Here is a 17679-nt window from a genome sequence, read left to right as displayed (position 1 = left end):
ATGAGCTGACGAATTTCAACACAGTCTTTGATCGTATCTATGACGGTTCTTGACTTGGTAATTTAAGGAAAAGGAGCAGCAGCAGACAAAGGACGTTGTTTTGTCGTCCTTGTCTCCCGCTGTCTTGATTGTTACCAAAGAAGTTATTTGGTGCCGAGTGGTACTGTCAACAGCTCCGCCAGTTTGACCGCATTCTCTCCTACCATGCAGCTGTAATGGTTACCGGCGATTTCTGTCACTTCCAGTTCTCCAATGCATATATCTTGCCAAAAAGCGATGGTCTCTTCGCTCGTGCTTGGCAAAAATTGAAACGGCTCGCGAGCCAGCAGGAAGCGAATGTCTCCCATATAGGGCAAAGGAGTATAGCGAGCAGCTTTAAAGCTCTGCCCAAACACTTTGCACAGGCCCTCTGCCATTTCCACTGGCATCTGTTCCCCTGATGTTTTGCCTAGCGCATGGACATAAGCAGTGAAGCGTTCTCTTCTGTCAAACGTGGATAATTTGCGGAATATCTCTCCCACCTGGTCTAGCCCATCATCTCCACTGATGGTGCACGCTGAGCCTTGCGGGATGCAATCCCCGTGTTTTTCTACGAGCTGCAAAATCGCCCGGGAAAAATCATGCTCATCCACTTTTCCAAAACCAGCCTGTTCCAGCGTGATGTTCAGGTTTGGAACAAAGAGTGCCTCAATCAAGAGATCATCATTCACTTCTGTCAGGATCGGAGGAATGTCGATCAAAACCAAGTCCAGAAGTGGGACGCCCTGCTCCCCAAGTCTTCTCGCCACTTCAATGGCAATCAACCCGCCCAAGGAATAGCCGATGAGCTGTACAGGCCTTTGCTCTCCTTCACGCAAGACGTCGATCAAGCATTCGGCATAATCATCGGCCACAGTTTCTATCAGCTCAGACGGTTCTAGCGCGCAATAACGTTCGCTGTCGTCAATGGCGACCCCGACGATGCTTCCTGTCTGCTGGGCTTTGAGCTGTTCAATCAATGGGCGAAAACTGTCCATCGTCCCCAAAACGGCATGAAACACAACCCGCAGCGGCCCAGATTCGTCACCGCCATATGGAATCAGCACGGCATTGCTCGACTTGTTGCGTTTTTTCGGCAATGCGACTTCCTCACTTTGCTGCCCTTCCTGATTGCGCATGTGTATGAAGCCAGCCAGTGCTTCCACGGTCGGGAAGTTAAGCATTTGTCGGAGCAAGACATCAAACGGAATGGCAGCGTGCGTCGGGTCCTCCACCAGCTTGTCGCGCAACTTTCCGGCTACCTGCGCCATGATGAGAGAATCTGCACCGTACTCATAAAAGCTTTGGGTTCGGCCGATTCCCGAGAGTCCCAATGCTTCAGCCCAGACGTGTGCAAGCTGCACTTCTAACGGATCAGTTTCAGCCCCCTCTGTAGCGTCCAGAAAAGCACTTTGTTCGAACGTCGATGCAGGGCGCCATTTTGCCAGCTCACGGCGATCTATTTTTCCATTTCCGGTGAGTGGCAGTGCGTCTACGACTTGCAAGTGGGCAGGCAGCATATAGGCAGGCAGATGAAGGGAAAGGAATTTTTCCAGCTCTGCGGCACTGACCCTCACCCTGTCCAGCTTCACGCGATGGGCGAGCAGATGATTTTCTCCCTCCTTTTGCAACACGAACACAAGACCGTCTTCTTCCTTCTGCAACTCACTTATCCATGACGCCTCTGTCCATTTGGCAAGAATGAGCCACCCGCCCGGGCAAATCAGTTCTTTCAGCTTGTTCATGTCAGAGCTATCTATCGCTCCATCAGTGAACACTACGTCGAACGAGTTCGGTGCCAATCCTTGTGCCCGATACTCTTCTTCAACTGTATCCATGCTTATATATTCTAAATCATGGCCTTCCAACGCTTGCGAGACTTGCTCTGTTAACGCCCCGTTCCCTGCGCCGACTTGCAATACCCGTAGAGGCATGCTCGTATGCTGTCGCGCAATCTCTTGCAGAAGCATGACAATGCGCTGATTGACCTCGATGTCCACTTCTTCACTGATCCCATTTACGAGCATCGCGAATTCCGCTCTTTCCGTCCCAAGGTCCCGATCCATCTTGCGGGCGCACTCCACAATCCCCAGAAAAACAGGCTCGTCACTCGCTCCATCCAGCACGACACCAGCTGCGGCGACAGCAGGGTGTTTGAGCAGGGCCGATTCAATTTCACCTAGCTCGATCCGATGCCCTCTGATTTTGACCTGATTGTCTTCGCGACCGATAAACTCGATTTCGCCCCCTGGTGTGTAGCGGCCCAAATCACCGGTTCGGTAGAGTCTCTCTCCATCCACAGGGTGGGAAAAGAACCTTTCCTCCGTGAGCCGTTGATCTCCGACATAGCCCTCCGCCAAGCCTGCTCCGGTAATATACAGATCCCCGATCATCCACACTGGGCAATCGCGCATCTGTGAATCGAGGACGCGGAAGCCTTGGTTGGCGAGCGGGCGGCCATACGGAATACTGTTCCAGTCTGCTTCCAGTCCGTTGTACAGATGATAGTTCGACCAGATCGATGCTTCTGTGGCACCGCCGAGACTGACGATCTGTGCAGAAGGGAGATATTTTTGCATCCGATCAGGTAGCGTCAAGGGAATCCAGTCACCGGAAAGCAAGGCCAGTCGCAAGCTGTCTACTTTGACAGTTGGCGTGGCATCCAAATACGTGACCAGCATCTGCATCAGGGCCGGCACGGAATTCCATACGGTGATGTCATGCCGGGCTATCAGCTCACTCCAATGGGAAGGATCTGTTTGCCGGTCGGAATGAGGATACACAACTGCACCACCCACAGAGAGCGTGGCAAAAATATCGTAGACAGATAAATCAAAGCTCAGCTGGGCAAGGCCAAGCACGCGATCCTTTTCCGTGATCGCAAAACGACGAAGCATGTCCTCGATCGTATTTGCTGCTGCGCGGTGGCTAATGACGACCCCTTTAGGCTGTCCCGTGGAACCAGACGTATAAATGATGTACGCAGGCAAATCCGGGTTTAATTCAGGCAGTATCAATGGTTCATGCTGCGGGCTTACTTGATCCACTGCAATCGTTTGAATAGCGTCTGACCATTGCAACTGGTTGGTAAATACCGTCAAAGCATAACGAATGTCCGCCTGTTCCATCATGACCTGTCGACGCATCTCGGGTTGCTTCGGATCAATAGGTACATAGACAGCTCCGGCAAACAATGTACCGAGTACGGCTGCGACTTGATGCACGCCTTTATCCATTACGATAGCAACGCGGTCTTGCTCGCGGCAGCCTAGTTCCTTAAGCTTCCCTGCTACTGCGGCAGCACGTTTGACCAGTTCCGCGTAGGAGATCTGTCCTTCACTGTCAATCACAGCCGGACGATCTGGCGTCGACATTGCTTGTGCGACGATTGGCTGATGCAAGGCGTACTCTGGTAAAGCTGCCGTGGTCTCATTTACCTGCTGACGCTCTTCCCACTGCCAGTCTGGCAACGTAATTTCGTCAACTCCCTCCCACATTTGCTCGCTGTCCGCCAAAGATTGCAGTAATTTTGCAAAAGTATCAAACATGTCGTCAACGACATGCTCTGGGAAAACACCCTCCCGCACATCCCAGTTCACCTGCAAGCCTGCCGAGCTGTCCATGGCTTGGCAATCGATGAAAACCTGCGGTGTTTGACTGATTCCGTGCCCAGCAATTTTGCCCTGTAGCTGACCGCCTTCCGCTGGTTCTACTAACCCAATTGCACTCGTAAAAACGATTGGCATCAGAGCAGCTTCACGACCGCGCCTACGCGCTAGCTCGCGCATGACCTCCACGCCGGAAAACAAACGGTGATCCAAATCTTCAAACAACTGCTTTTGAATAGTTTTCGCCCGCCCTTGAAAAGAACGCTCCAATCCCCAATCAACCGCAAGCAAATTGACTGATGTGAAATCCCCGACAATCTCATGGACTCGCTCATGTAGCGGCTGTCTGTTCAGCAACGTCAAATTCAGGCAAAACGCACGATTTCGACTCCAGCGCTCGATCACAGTGGCAAAGGCAGTCATCACGGCGGAGGTTGGCGTCAATCCTCGCTGCTGGGCACGCTGCTTAAAGGTATCCCACGAAGCGTTATGTAAGCGAATGAAGCGACGGCGAAAGCGTGCGTCTCCATTCTGGGTCTGCTGTCTCGCCATTGGCAGGTCTGGAGCCTGTGGCAATGCATCGATCCGTTGCTGCCAGTACGCTTTGTCTCTGCCATATGCCGTAGTCTCTCTTAGGCTGCGTTCGGCGAAGACGTAATCGCGAAACGTAATCGGCAGCGCGGGCATTGTTTTTTCCGGTTCTTTATAAAGGGCCTCAAACTCACCTAGCAAGAGCCAAATACTCGCCCAATCCGCGATGAGAAATTCCATCGATACATGGAGCACAGCCCTGTCGCTCGTTTTCGTCAAGCCGATATCAAACAACGGCCATTTGGCTGTATCATACACGCGATGTCCCATCGCTTCGCGTATGTCATCGAGCCTTCTTCCTGCCTCCTGCTCATCCATGCCACTTGTATCCGTATAGGTAATCGTCAAATGCGGGACCTTCTCTAGAATGCGCTGCTGACCGTTCTGATCAATGGTTGCACGCAGCATGTCATGTCTTGCAATGAGCAGGTTCCACGCATCCTCCGCCCGTTTCGGATCAAGCTCAGGATAGTCCAGCTCCATGTAAATATGGCACGCCACGCCACCATAGCCAAACAGCTCATACCGTCCCAGTAAATAAGCAGACTGCACATCTGTCAGGGGAAAAGGTACAAATCGCGCTGCTGGATCGGGTATCACCGTCACCGGTTGGGATTCGGCTCGCAAAAGAGCGAGAATGTCTGCTTTCTGTTCTTTTAACGCCTGTAAATCATCGGCTGCAAGTGTTCCTCTTGGGGCTTTGTAACGCAGGCTCCCATTTTCCTCCCATAAAAAAATTCCATCTCTGCGTAGGCGCATCAAGAGCTCGACACTATTTGTCTTGAGGTTTTGGGGCATATGCACACTCTCCTATTTAAATGAGCTTCGCCATTTCGTTTTCGTTTGGGGAAAGCTGCTGACGTACGCCAACATCGATGTTGTTCTTGATGAGGAACAGCTTTTGTCCAAGTGGTGCCAGTGGGTGAGACTCCTCAGGCAAGACCGCAAGCTCCTTGACACCTGCCCGTTCAAAAACATCGAGCCACTGCTGGACAGTCATGAAGGTCGATTGCGTATTTTTCCTGTCATCTACTGGTGGAGTCATCATGAAAGCTTGGGAGATGAGCATTTCTACGAATTCTCGAGTTGGCTCGGTAATAATCATCCAGCCTCCTGGAGCAAGGGTCTTCAACAGCCCTTGGATGACTTCATCCGTATCCCGCGCGTTGTTCAACATGCCTGCCGCAATCACGATATCGAAGCTGCCTTCTGTGAGGCCTTGTGCAAACAAATTTTTGTCGATATCAACCACCTGATATTTGATCCATGGGCAAGCTTTGTAGCGTTCACGTGCAGAGGATAAGAAAAAGTGGGACACATCCGTGTACACATACTCCACATGCAGTCCTTTGGAAACAGACCCCCTCAGGCGGTCCACAACCACATCACTCGTTGCTCCAGTCCCAGCGCCTACCTCCAGAATGCGAAGCGAGTTTGTCGTAGACGCGATCCGCGCTACTGCCTCTGCGACCGACTTGTTCAAATAACGCGCCACAAGGGTGTCCCGATAAAGCGCATTGGCAACATGCATACGCCCCTCAGGAAATAGCAGCAAAGCAGCTTGTTGGGTATCATCCATCAGCTGTGGCAGCCGATCCGCATTGTCCTTGAGATAGTCCATGACGAGCGGTGAGCCCAGCTTGCCATTCCAGGCATTTTTGGCTAAATCCCACCGTCGTTCTACTTCCTCTCGCGTCATCTGAATGCCGCATTGATACTCGCCAGCAGCAAATTTCAGGTAGCCACGGTCCGTCAGTATGTGCAGCCAGCGCTTGATGACTGGTTGATGACGCTCTGCTATGTTTGCAGCAGTGAAAATATCTGACGCCGCAAAGGAATGTTGTCCCGCTGTCAGTGCTCCTTGAGATTGCAGCGCGAGCAGCATGGAGGCCACCGCAGCTGCATCCAGGCACTCAATGCACGTATTTACCTGCACAGCATCGATCCCTTTTAGCTCGCTCTCGGCAGACGCCGTGCATACAAAAACATCGTTATTTTCCGCCAAAGTCGCATCATTAGGTGATGCAGTGCCGTGAAATTCGTCGTCCGGAATGCTCCAGGCTGCTTGTTCGAGAGACGCTAACGTCAACGGCTCATGACTGCCATTCGAGCGCAACACGGGATATCCCAATGCCTGCGTCCATTCTTGCCACTGTCGTGAACACAATAGTTCCTGCTGCGCGCGTGTTTCCATCGTAGCCTTATCGACCTGCCCCATGATCCTATCTCGCATGATGAGTAAATCGCGTCCGATAGCTTGCGGCCACTGCTTCGTAAGAATGTCCCGATAAGTCGGCGTCTCCTGCGGTCCCAATATGTGTGTACTGTTTTCCAGCATGTGTGCAGGTGGGGAAACTGTCAGATCACCGTGAATGTCGGGAAGATCCGGTACGTGCAGACGCGCCTGCCACACGACAGGGCCATGCGTGTCTGTAAGCGACAAGCTCCCGCCAGCTACACCAATCGTCACGCGATGCAGTAAATGCAGATGGTTGTCTGGATCATCCGGATCGACTTCATTGTGGGCGCGCAGCGTAATTGGAATTTTGCCCAGCTGTCCGATCAACACTTGAAACGGTCCCTCATCCTTGATGACATGACTGATTTTCCACGGACGAATAGAAGGGAGGGCTTCCTGCAAAATGTGCATGAGCGGGAAGGACACCTGTGTAGCGCAAGCAGCCTCGATGTACAAGGCAGGCTGCACAGCCAGCATCGTACGAGCGCAAGCAATAAAGCGGCGAACAGCAGGCAAATGTACGTAGAGATCGCCCGTCATAAAATGAACACCGTTCTGCTTGGCATGCTTTAGGCACAGCGCCAAATCTTTATGGTGGATCGGCTCTTCCGAAATGACGTGAATGCCCTTGGCAAGCAGTTGGATCGACAGCTCTGTTCCATTGCCGCCCATCACGGTGGAACGCAATACGACGCAAGCCAGATCAATGTCAGCAGGTAATTGATTGACATCGGTGTACAGCGGGATGCCATTTCGCTCGGCGCATTGACGCGAGCGTTCACTTCCTTTTGCCAGCAGCCCTACCAATTCAAACTGCTCAGGCAATGCCTTCACCGCCTCCAAGTAGAACTGTCCAAAGCGGGAACCGCATACCACGGTACGCAACTTACGATTCTTTGTCATACGTCACCCCTACTTCATTTCCATGATGGAATGCATGAGTTCGACCTGCTGCTCGCGAAGTGCATCAATCAAACCTGTCGCCGATACGCCTTCTGCCACGAAAAAGCAGCCTGTTTTTCTGTTCGGATCTTCCGCGATTAAGTGAGCCACTGTGGCCGCGATGATGCCAGATATCCGATTCCAGTCGCCCGGATACAGAAGAGTGGAGAAGACCCGCACTTTTTTACCGTCACGCTTTCCGGTCGCATGCAGGTGGAACATCGTAAAATCCTTCACACCCGGCTTCTTCGCCTCAAACTGTTCCAGCAGCAGCTTGACTGATGCTCTTTTTTGTTCCTCGGTTTTGTATTGCTGCAAAGCCTTGATCATCACAAATTGATTCAAGATGGCATTGCTTTGATAGCTGTTGTAAAAATAAGCGGATTCGATTTTATGCTGCTTGGTCATGAGGCCGAATTCCTTTGTCACTACCGGATATGTGTCGCGCTTTCCAGCGGGATGCGGCAGTGTGTAGTTGCGATGGAACGGCCCGTCTATTTTTTTGACCTCGCCTTGCTTGAAGTAAGACATTCCCCATCCGGTATCTTCTTCAATGCTGCAGACGATGTCATATGCCGCATTGAGTGAAAATCCGCCCTGCCCTGCAAAAAAGACTTCGAGCAAATCGATTTCGTCCAAATCATTTTCAGCGACGTAAGCTGGGAAAACTTCCGACAGCCCCGGGTAAACGCCAGCAGAGATGATAAACAGCAGTCCCTTTTCCTCGATTTCCTGCTTTCGCGTGAGCAATTGTTGATACAGATGCTCATCTCCGGACACATCTACGTAATGGACCGCATGTTTGAGGCATGCGACCGCAACTTTATCAACGATTTGCTTGGAGGGCCCTGCACAATTGATAACGAGATCGACTTGACCGCAAAAGTCATGCAGTTCCTCCTCGTTGCATACATCCACCTGCTGGCATTCCAGCCTACCTTCCGTCCCAGTAAAAAGCTCACTTAGCTTTTCGAGATTTCTACCACCCAGCAAAATCGGATAGTTCGTTCTAGACAAAATCGTTTGAAAGGCTGTATGGCCTACAACACCAGTCGCTCCCAAAATGCCAATCTTTTTGATACCCAATGTTCTCTCCCTCCTGACCTGCTCCCCGCATTCTTCTTCCAAGAAAAGGCGGGGCTGCTCCTGCCACTGAGTCGCAGCCCACCTACTCATCTGCGGTTTTTCTTTTTTTAAATGGTCCCCTCGTCAAAATCCGCTGCGAGATCTTCCGTTGCCTGTGTGCTCGTCTTGATCAGCTCGGCAAGGGTGCAGATCGTGGAAGCTTCAAACAAACTTTGCAAAGACAAATCAATCTGGTATCTCTCTTTTATAAGATTGAGGCATTGGATCGCGCGCAATGAGTCTCCACCCCGCGCAAAAAAGTTGTCGTGGATGCCGATTTCCCCTACACCAAGCACCTCTTCCCAGACCTTGGCGAGCTTGACTTCGATCTCGTTGGAAGGCGCTACATGCGTCTTTTTCGGCATACTTGCCTTTCTTTTGCCAAGCTTTGTGATTGCCCTCCGATCTACTTTTCCATTGGCGGATAGCGGCAGCTCATCCAGCAACACGTACTCACTTGGTACCATGTAGTCAGGCAAGCTATTCCGCAGAGCTTCAGACAATTTTTCCGGCTGGAACAAACGAACCGCCTCCGGTGCTTGCGCCACAATCAGATGGCGCTCGAACGCCTCTGTGACCTGCGCTTTATCCGGAATGGCAAGGACGTTAGCGAAGCCTTGTTGTTCCAAGCCCGCTCGCCATTGCTCTACCGTAAGCAGAGGAAGATAATTGGCTTTGCGCTCATCCTCCAGATGGCTAAACCCATCCTCGAAGAAGCCGACAGTGGTTAGCAGCAGACGACTGTTGCGCGTCGACTCGACCAGGAACAGAAGCCCCCCAGGTGCGAGTAGCCCTTTCAAGTACACCAGCGTTTTCCCTATATCACGAGAGCGATGCAGCGTATTGTCCGCGACAATGACGTCAAACGAATGCGGATCATAGCCTTGCGCAAGCGGTGCCACGTTCATGTCAAGCTGACCGTACTCCAGCGGAGCCTGCTCTCCCCATTCCTTCTTTGCCCTGTCGGTAAAAAAGGAGGATTCGTCGACGTATAAATAACGACTGCGTTCTGCAGGCAAGGTGGACACCAGTGTTTGTGTCAAGCTTCCGGCTCTCGTGCCAAGCTCTAGCACCCGCAGTGTCTTATCAGACGGATGGTGGTTTACGATACTGCCAAACACCGCCCCGGCAAGGCTGCTGTAAAACTCCCGCGTCAGGTCAAAGCGGCTCAAGCCGGCAGGTGTTAAGAAAGCATCCTCTGCTAGAAAGAGCTCCAACGGATCGAGCTCACCAGTTAACAGACCAATAAACAACGGATAGTCGCGGCGGAAAACGGCTTCGAGCTCACGTGCTGCTTCCGTACGAAGCGAGGATGCTGACAGAACAACATCCGGCACACCTTCACGCAATGAACGCAGACTCACGTACGTACCCGCAGCTTGTTTTTCCAGCACTCCCTCTTCTGCCAGTACTTCCAGCCAATGCGCAAGCAAGGTCTGGTAACGAGGATGAATCTGAAAACGATCCATGAGCTCCGCAATTGAAGTGCTTTCTCCTACTTGCGAGAACATCCCCATATGCTCAAGCGTGCGGCACATGTAGGCGGTGCTTACACGGTCAGCCTCCATCAGGAATTGCGTGACGACTTCCACATCGACACTCGCGGGAATGGTATCGGCCTGCGCGTGACCCATGCTGTTGATCGCCTGCCAACGAGCAGCACTTGCAGCGGGGTCGGCCTGCTCTGTTTCGAATAACGCGGAATCCTTTTCACGATCCAGCACCACATACCCGACCAAGCGCTTTTCATCCGCACCGTCATCTGGCACGGCCACGACAACATCTTTGAGCCCTTCATGGCGTTTCAATGCCGTCTCGATCTCGCCCAGCTCAATCCGGTGCCCTCTGATTTTCACCTGGAAATCTTCCCGACCGAGGAACTCCAACGTGCCATCAGGCAAGTAACGGCCCAAATCCCCCGTGCGGTACAGTCGTTGTCCTGTCCCCGGATGCGTAATGAATTTTTCATTCGTCTTGTTTTCATCTCTCCAGTAGCCTTTGGCAAGCCCAATGCCACTGATAAACAGCTGTCCCGGCACCCAAACGGGGCAATCCCCCATCGATTCGTTCAGCACATGGTAGCGCTGATTGACCATTGGGCGACCGTACGGAATGCTTTTCCAGCTAGGGGCGATGTCTTCGATTGCGAAAAGATTTGACCAGATCGAGGCTTCTGTTGCGCCGCCCAAACCGATCACCTGAACGTGAGGGAAAAACGACTTGATCTTGTCTGGCAAATCCAGTGGAATCCAATCACCGCTCAACAAGACGAGGCGCAACGATTGTGGCAAGTGAAGGTTTCTCCCCACGGCGTATTCGATCAGCATCTGCATCAGCGCCGGAACTGTGTTCCACACTGTCACCTGCTCGGCTTCCAGCCACTCCAGCCAGTGTGCAGGGTCTTTGGCTTTATCAGCATCCGGCATGACGATCGTTCCACCCGCGGCAAGCATGCCGAAAATGTCATAGACCGACAAATCGAAATTCAGATTGGATAAAGCGAGCACCCGATCCTGTGCCCCCACTGCAAATCGTTGATTGATATCTTCAATCGTGTTGACCGCGCCTCGATGGTCGATCATGACTCCTTTTGGCTGGCCCGTCGACCCTGATGTATAGATGACATAGGCCAAATCCTCCGGCTGTCCGGCAACTGATGCCACTGGGTTCACCGTGCTTGCCTCGTCCCTTGTCATCAGCTGGTCCACAATCAGTCTCTCCACATCCAGAGGCCAGCCCAATCGCTCATCCAGCCAAGACTGCGTCAGCACGAACTGTACTTGTCCATCATGCAAAAGCTGAGAACGTCGTTCCTCTGGATGCAGCGGATCAATCGGCAAATAAGCGGCCCCGGATTTCATAATCCCGAGCGTGGCTGCGACCTGCTCCCAGCCTTTTTCCATCACGACAGCGACCAACGTATTTGGTTGAACTCCTTGTGAACGCAGCCACTTCGCGATTTGGTCAGCAGCGTCAGCGAGCTCCCCATAGGTCAATGTCCGCTGTGTGGAGATCACGGCAGGCTGATCCGTTTGGCATGCAGCTTGTTTGTCAAATAGTCCGACGAGTGTCTCTGAGGATACAGGCGCAGCCGTATCGTTTGCGGCGATTCTTTCTTCCAGTCGAGGGACAGCCATCTGGCTCGGTGCCGACTCTTGCCATACCGCATCCTCTTCTATCAGTCGATGCAGCAGCTCGCCATAAGCCGTAAACATGTCAGCAAGGAGTCCTTCTGGAAATAGTCCTTCTACGGCATCCCAGATTAACAGCAGTTCTCCATCTTGCTCGACCACTTGATGGTCCAGCCATACCTGCGGCGTCTGCGTGATGTTGTAGACGAGCTTGCCCAGCCATTTGCCATCGGAGTCAGACCCACTCCACTGCTCTACACCCAATGCGCTCGTAAAGACAATCGGCATCGCAACACCATTGTGCTCTCCTGTTTGCTTCGCCAATTCGCGCTGGACTTGAACTCCGCCCACATAAGGATGGTCCAAATCGCGCCATAGCTGCTGCTGCAAATTACGGCCGCGTTCCAAAATCGTCTCGCCAGCGGACAACTCGACTGCCAGCAAGGTTAGCGTAGTGAAGTCCCCCACGATTTCGCCTACCTGCGTGTGCAAGGGCAATCGATTGAATTGCGTCAGGTTGATCGTAAAACGCGAACTCTTGCTCCATGCACCAAGGGTCTCGGCATACGCTGTCAGCAAGATCCCGGACGGCGTTAGACCGACCTCTGCTGTCCGCTTTTTGAGCCGCTGCCATGCTTCGCTATTGATTCTGGCTTCTAAACGATGGAAGCGCTGGTCGGTAATCGTGTCAGGATTTTTCGCCAAAGGCAGCTGTGGTGCTGGCGGCAAATCAGGCAATCGATCCATCCAATAGTCCAGATCGCGTTGGTACAGCTCTGTAGACTTGAGCGCTTCTTGCGCCAGTACATAATCGCGGAAGCTCATATCCAGTGGTGTCATAGGCGCATCCGGCTCATAATACAGCCTCGTCCACTCGCTCAAGAGGTGGAACATGCTCCACCCGTCAAAAATCAGGTTGTCAAAGCTGATATGCAAGCGAACCCGTTCGTCTCCAAAGCGGGAAGCGCGCACCTCGAACAACGGCCACACATCCGTAGACAATACCTGATGGGACATTTCTTCCCGAATCGCTTGCAGCTCGGACTCAGCTTCTTCGGCAGATTGGTTCCGCAAATCAGTGACCTCGATCCGGTAAGCAGGTACCTGCTCCAAAATCTGCTGACGCCAGCCATCCGGCAAAATCACGGCCCGCATCATTTCATGGTGGTCAATTAACCGTTGCCAAGCTCGATTGATCTGCTCCAGGTCCAAGTGCTGCCCTTCGATTTCGAAATAGCAATGCGTGGAGACATGGCCCAAGGCGTAAACACCACTGCGCCCGACCCAGTAGGCTTGCTGGATATCCGTTAGCGGGAAAGGCTGATGCCTGTCTTGTGGAGCCAGTACAATTGCTGGCAAGCCTGACGATGTTCCTTTTTCCTCGAGAAGCATCTGCACATGCTGGGCCAGTCCGGCAATCGTCGGCTTTTCAAAAATGCGCCCTAACGACAGCTCTACCGCAAGCTTGCTGCGAACCATCGCACTGAGTCTGGTTGCCAATAACGAATCTCCGCCGAGCTCGAAGTAGTTGTCTGTGACGCCTACCCGTTCCACTTCAAATAGCTGGCACCAAATAGCCGCGAGTGCTGTTTCGATTGGTGTCGTTGGAGCTGTATACGCTTTGTCTGCTTTGGCCTTCATCAGGCTGTCAGGAGTAGGCAGGGCTTGCCGATCTACCTTGCCGTTTGCAGAAAGCGGCAGTTCGCTCAACAAAAGAAAAGCGGACGGAACCATATAATCAGGCAGCTTTTGACTCAAGAAGCCGGGTAGTTGTGCAGCATTGAAGCGCTTGGCCTGAAGTGGCGCCTGCGCAACCAGTACATGCTGACCAAAATCGTTGTCTTCTGGGAAAGCTGACACTTTTGCAAAGGCTTGCTGCTGCAAAGTCTGCTGCCATGCTTCCACCGATAACAAGGGGCGTTGCTCATTACGGCGCTCATCTTCGAAATGCGTAAAGCCATCTTCGAGAAATGCCGTGCTGATTTGCTGCAATCGGCTGTTGCAGGTCATCTCCAGCAAAATCAGCATGCCACCCGGAGCCAAAAGGCTTTGTACATGCGAGAGGGCCATCCCGATGTTTTTCGCACGATGCAGGGAATCAGAGGCAATCACAACGTCGAACTGATGTGCTTCAAACCCTTGAGATAGTGGATTTTGATTGATATCCAGCAGTTGATCGTGCACAAACGGGTACTCCCGGAACCTCGCTTTTGCGGCATTTGTAAAGAAAGTCGAGGTGTCTGTGCATGTAAAATGTGTCGCATCTGCCGGGAGTACAGCCAGCAATGATTCCGTCAGCGTTAGGCTCCTCGCCCCGATTTCCAGCACACGTATCGGTTCTGATTCAGACCTTTCTCCAAAACGATGGACCAGCCTTTCCACCAACGCCAGTGCCGCTCTGTCACGATGCTTTGCACCAGGGAGTGTCTGCATCAGATCATTCGGAGTCAGACTGAATTCCTCCGAGAAGAAATGGGCCAACGGGTCAAGCTCGCCACGCAACAGCGCAACACTCTCGTCATTGACTTTTTCCAAATAACGTAAAAGGGCTTGTGCATGCGGTTCCCATGCGGGCGATACCTGAGTGACCTGCGACTTTTCCAACCATTCAGTCAGGTTCGCCTGCGTGATGCTATAGACATCCGATTTGTCTTTACGGACAAGACCTTCGTCCTCCAATGTTTGGAGCCACTGTCTGACCAGCCCGTGATAACGCTCTTGAATCCCGCAGCTATGCATCAAATCATCGAGGGAGTAGTTGGCATTTTGCTCAAATTTCACTCCCACCATCTCCAATGTGCGGTAAATGAATCGAACAGCAAGTTGCTCCATGTACGTCCAAAACGAGGTGAAATCTTCCGGTCTGATGCTTGCAAAATGCTCCGATAAGGTCTGCACACGCCCCGTATCTATGACATCTGCCCACAGTTCTTCACTCTTTTTCGGATCAGCCTCTACACGATCAAACAGCGCTGACTCGCTTTCCCGTTCTGGTACCACATACCCAACCAGTTGCCTGTTCTCCCGCGGATCACCTACCGCTGTCACAACTGCATCGCGAATTCCCGGATGCTGCTTCATGGCCGATTCGATTTCACCCAGCTCGATGCGATGCCCTCTAATTTTCACCTGGAAGTCCTTGCGCCCGAGAAATTCAATGGTCCCATCCGGCCAATAACGTCCGAGATCACCAGTCCGATACCAGCGTGAACCGTTCCAGTTGACAAAGCGCTCTTCGGTCAGTGCAGGATCACCCCGATAGCCTACTGCCACACCTGCTCCGCCGATCCACAATTCTCCCTCTACCCAGTCAGGGCAATCACGTCCAAGTGCATCAACAACCCGATAAGCCTGATTCGTGAGTGGTTGACCGTACGGAATCGATGTCCAGTGAACAGGCAAGGGCAGCGTAACATCAAAAAAGTTGGACCAGATCGACGCTTCTGTCGCTCCGCCCATCGCCACAAGCTGGCTGTTCGGTGCGAGCTGATTCAGGCGTTGCGGTAAATCGAGACCGATCCAGTCCCCAGAGAGCATGACTAGGCGAAGCGGCAAGCTCTCATACGATCCGCTCTCCGCAGCAATCAAGAGCATATCGAGCAGCACGGGCACAGAGTTCCACAGCGTCACCTGATGCTGATCCACCAGTCTCGCCCAATGAGCCGCATCCCGTCGTAACTCTTCGCCTATGAGCACAATCGAGCCGCCTACACTGAGCAATCCGAACAGGTCGTAGACAGACAGGTCAAAATCAAGTGAGGAAACCGCCAAAATCCGATCCGTATGCCCGATTCCGTAGCGTCTATTTATTTCTCTAATGGTGTTCCATGCCCCGGAATGACTGATTTCTACTCCTTTTGGTTCACCCGTAGAGCCAGAAGTAAAAATGATGTAGGCAAGGCTATCAAAAGAAATCGGCACGGGTTCAGCCAGCGGTGAGACATTCAACGCATCTGTAACCGACAGAACAACAGCGTCTTCCGGCCACTCCAGCGTTTGCGCAATCTCCGTATCCGTAAGCACATAGCGAATCCCCGCTTTTTGATGAATGCGCTCGCGCCTTGTGGATGGCTGCCCGATTCCAACCGGGACGTAGCATGCTCCTTGTGCCACGATACCAAGAACCGCAGCGACTTGATCGATTCCGCGCGGCAGACTGACTGCCACAGGGTCTCCAGCTTCAACGCCTTGCTTTTGGAGATACGCTGCAATCTGCAATGCGTACTGCGCTAACTCGCCATACGAAAACGTAGTAGAAGCATGACTATCGATTACGGCCAGCTCGTGTGGATTCTCTCTTGCATAAGCAAAAAAGGCACTGTGCAAGCATTGACTCGATTGCGTCTGTGTATTATCTACAGCCTGATCATTCCTCTTCTGTTCCAAATCGGGGAGCAGCACGGATGCGGCTTGCCAGTCATTGTCCTTGGTCACCAAAGAGTTCATCAGCTGGCAAAAAGCGCCGAACATTTGGTCAAGCATCCCGTCAGGAAACAGGTCATCAACCGCATCCCACGCCAGCAGGAGCCCGCCGTCCATTTCATACGACTGGAAATCAAGCCATACTTGCGGCGTTTGCGAAATCATGTAAGAGAGCTTGCCCAACGTGTCACGGCATTCGTCGTTGATCAGCGGCGTACCCAAATTGCACGCGAACACCACGGGGGCAAAATCCCGCTCTCCCTGACGGACACGCGCCAGGTCACGCTGTAGCTGAACCCCGGAATAAGCCGCATGTGCTACATCCTGATGAAACTGCGATTGGACAGATCGCACCCGCGCCAGAAAAGAGGTTTGCTCCCGCAAGTCAACCGCAAGCAGTAGCAGATTGGTAAAATCGGCAACGACGTCTTCAATGCCAGCGTCTCCGGTTTGGCGATCGAATAGCGGAATGTTGATGAGAAACTGCGAATGTGTGCTCCAGCGATCCAGTACTTCAACATAAGCCGTTAACAGTACCATCGCTGGTGTGACCCGCTGTGCTGCGGAGCTTTTTTGCAAAAGTGCCCATTCGACTGCGTTCATGAAATGTGTCCGTCGCGTAAAAACAGGCGACTTGATCATTTCTGGCTTTTCCTTCAGCGGCAACCCTGGCGCTCCCGGCAATGTGGAAAGGCGCTCCTGCCAATAGCGGGCTGCTTCCTGTCTGTCCTGTGCCCGACGCTCTGCCTCTTGCCCGAGATAATGGGCAAAGCTCCAGTTGGTCGGGGCAAGAGGCTTGCTGCCTCGTGCATATGCTGCCGCCAAATCGCGTAATACGATGTGCAGACTCTGTACGTCAGCGACCAGCAAATCCAGATCAAAATGGATGCGGGTGCGGCCTTCTGGCAACAAGCTCAGCTCCAAACCGGCTACTTCTCCCGCTTCCACCGCCAGACGACGATGAGACAGCCGCTCCCGTATACGATCTAGCTCCCGTGCCAATACGTCCTCCGAAAAAGACCGCAGATCATGGACCGCTACTCCAGTGGCTGTAGGGGCACTCATCACCTCTTGCTGTCCATCTGCCAAAAATCTTGCCCGAAGCATCGGATGGTGCATCAGCAGCATGCCCCACGCTGCTTCCAATCGATCCGGCTCCACGCCCACACCATCGATTTCTAAGTACGCATGGCACCCGATTCCTCCGAGAGGCTGATCATCCTGGCGTCCAATCCAGTAAGCGTATTGCACATCCGTGAGTGGAAAGGGCACATTCACCTCCAGTGCCACATCTGCTTTTCTTTCGTCCACCCGTGGAAGCGAGGCGCTGCTTTTTTGCAGCAACGCCTGCCAATCACGCAAGGTAGGAGCACCGATCAGCTCGGCAAACGTAACCTTTGCGCCTTCCTTGCGCCATTTGTTAACCATCCTCATCATTTGCAAAGAATCCAGTCCCAGCTCGATCAGGTTTTGATCATCGGAAAACGCAACAGGCGCGGGCAGCAACGCCTGAATTTGCCTCTTCATCTCCTCATAGCTCAAGGAAGCGGTGGGACTTGCGGTCAGACTGTCATTGAGCATTTTGGACATCCTCGTTCCCTCC

General features: G+C 52.7%; 4 protein-coding genes. All 4 read right to left on the bottom strand.

Annotated features, from left to right (window positions below):
• Nucleotides 1–143: 143 nt before the first annotated feature.
• The 4 genes from HPY28_RS16860 to HPY28_RS16845 all read right to left on the bottom strand — a co-directional run bounded on the left by HPY28_RS16860 (nucleotide 144) and on the right by HPY28_RS16845 (nucleotide 17666).
• Nucleotides 144–5015 (bottom strand): non-ribosomal peptide synthetase, encoded by a 4872-nt coding sequence (locus tag HPY28_RS16860; protein ID WP_174230995.1) that lies wholly within the window; start codon nucleotides 5013–5015, stop codon nucleotides 144–146.
• Between the two features lie 16 nt (nucleotides 5016–5031).
• On the bottom strand, nucleotides 5032–7359 hold the full coding sequence (locus HPY28_RS16855; RefSeq protein ID WP_174230994.1) for a bifunctional Gfo/Idh/MocA family oxidoreductase/class I SAM-dependent methyltransferase: 2328 nt from the start codon (nucleotides 7357–7359) through the stop codon (nucleotides 5032–5034).
• A gap of 9 nt (nucleotides 7360–7368) precedes the next feature.
• Complete coding sequence (locus HPY28_RS16850; protein WP_174230993.1) at nucleotides 7369–8484, bottom strand: saccharopine dehydrogenase family protein; 1116 nt, start codon at nucleotides 8482–8484, stop codon at nucleotides 7369–7371.
• A gap of 107 nt (nucleotides 8485–8591) precedes the next feature.
• Nucleotides 8592–17666: a non-ribosomal peptide synthetase gene (locus HPY28_RS16845; RefSeq protein WP_174230992.1), complete on the bottom strand. Its 9075-nt coding sequence runs from the start codon at nucleotides 17664–17666 to the stop codon at nucleotides 8592–8594.
• Nucleotides 17667–17679: the final 13 nt, after the last annotated feature.

The organism is Brevibacillus sp. HB1.2 (assembly GCF_013332495.1).
GTDB lineage: Bacteria > Bacillota > Bacilli > Brevibacillales > Brevibacillaceae > Brevibacillus > Brevibacillus porteri.
This window is presented reverse-complemented; position numbering and strand designations above follow the sequence as displayed.

What these genes read in the sequence shown, in the direction of transcription:
- HPY28_RS16855 (WP_174230994.1), bottom strand. Translation starts at nt 7,359, where the DNA reads ATGACAAAGAATCGTAAGTTGCGTACCGTGGTATGCGGTTCCCGCTTT.
- HPY28_RS16860 (WP_174230995.1), bottom strand. Translation starts at nt 5,015, where the DNA reads ATGCCCCAAAACCTCAAGACAAATAGTGTCGAGCTCTTGATGCGCCTA.
- HPY28_RS16845 (WP_174230992.1), bottom strand. Translation starts at nt 17,666, where the DNA reads ATGTCCAAAATGCTCAATGACAGTCTGACCGCAAGTCCCACCGCTTCC.